Source organism: Bacillus sp. AF62 (genome assembly GCF_050312695.1).
In the GTDB taxonomy this organism is placed as follows: Bacteria; Bacillota; Bacilli; order Bacillales; family Bacillaceae_G; genus Bacillus_A; species Bacillus_A cereus.
In genome coordinates this window covers 1-317 of the sequence record NZ_JBNPJZ010000280.1, presented here as the reverse complement: position 1 = coordinate 317, position 317 = coordinate 1, and the positions used below count along the sequence as shown (strand labels likewise).

The window sequence follows — 317 nt, the reverse complement described above, 5'->3', positions numbered from 1 at the left end:
GTTGGAGAAGCGAAAACAACGAATAAAGACGGCGTTGTGAAATTCGAAAGCTTAGTGCCAGGAAAGTATACGTTAGAGGAAACAAAAGCGCCAGAAGGTTATAAAGCGCTAGAAGTGACAGTAGAAGTGAACGTTGTAGCGAACGAAGTAGTAAAACAAGAAGTTACGAATGAAAAAGTAACGGGTCAATTCGAAATCGTGAAAGTAGATGCGGAAGATAAAACGAAAGTATTATCAGACGCAGAATTCGAAGTGTATAAAGATGGTAAAAAAGTAGATACGTTACGAACAGATAAAACTGGTAAAGTAATTTCTCA

The 317-nt window shown here is 37.5% G+C and carries 1 protein-coding gene; it reads left to right on the top strand.

All coding sequences use genetic code 11. The features are described from left to right. Positions 1-317 (top strand): MSCRAMM family protein (locus tag ACQRBL_RS32745; protein ID WP_427736480.1); only part of this gene is annotated, 317 nt, incomplete at both ends.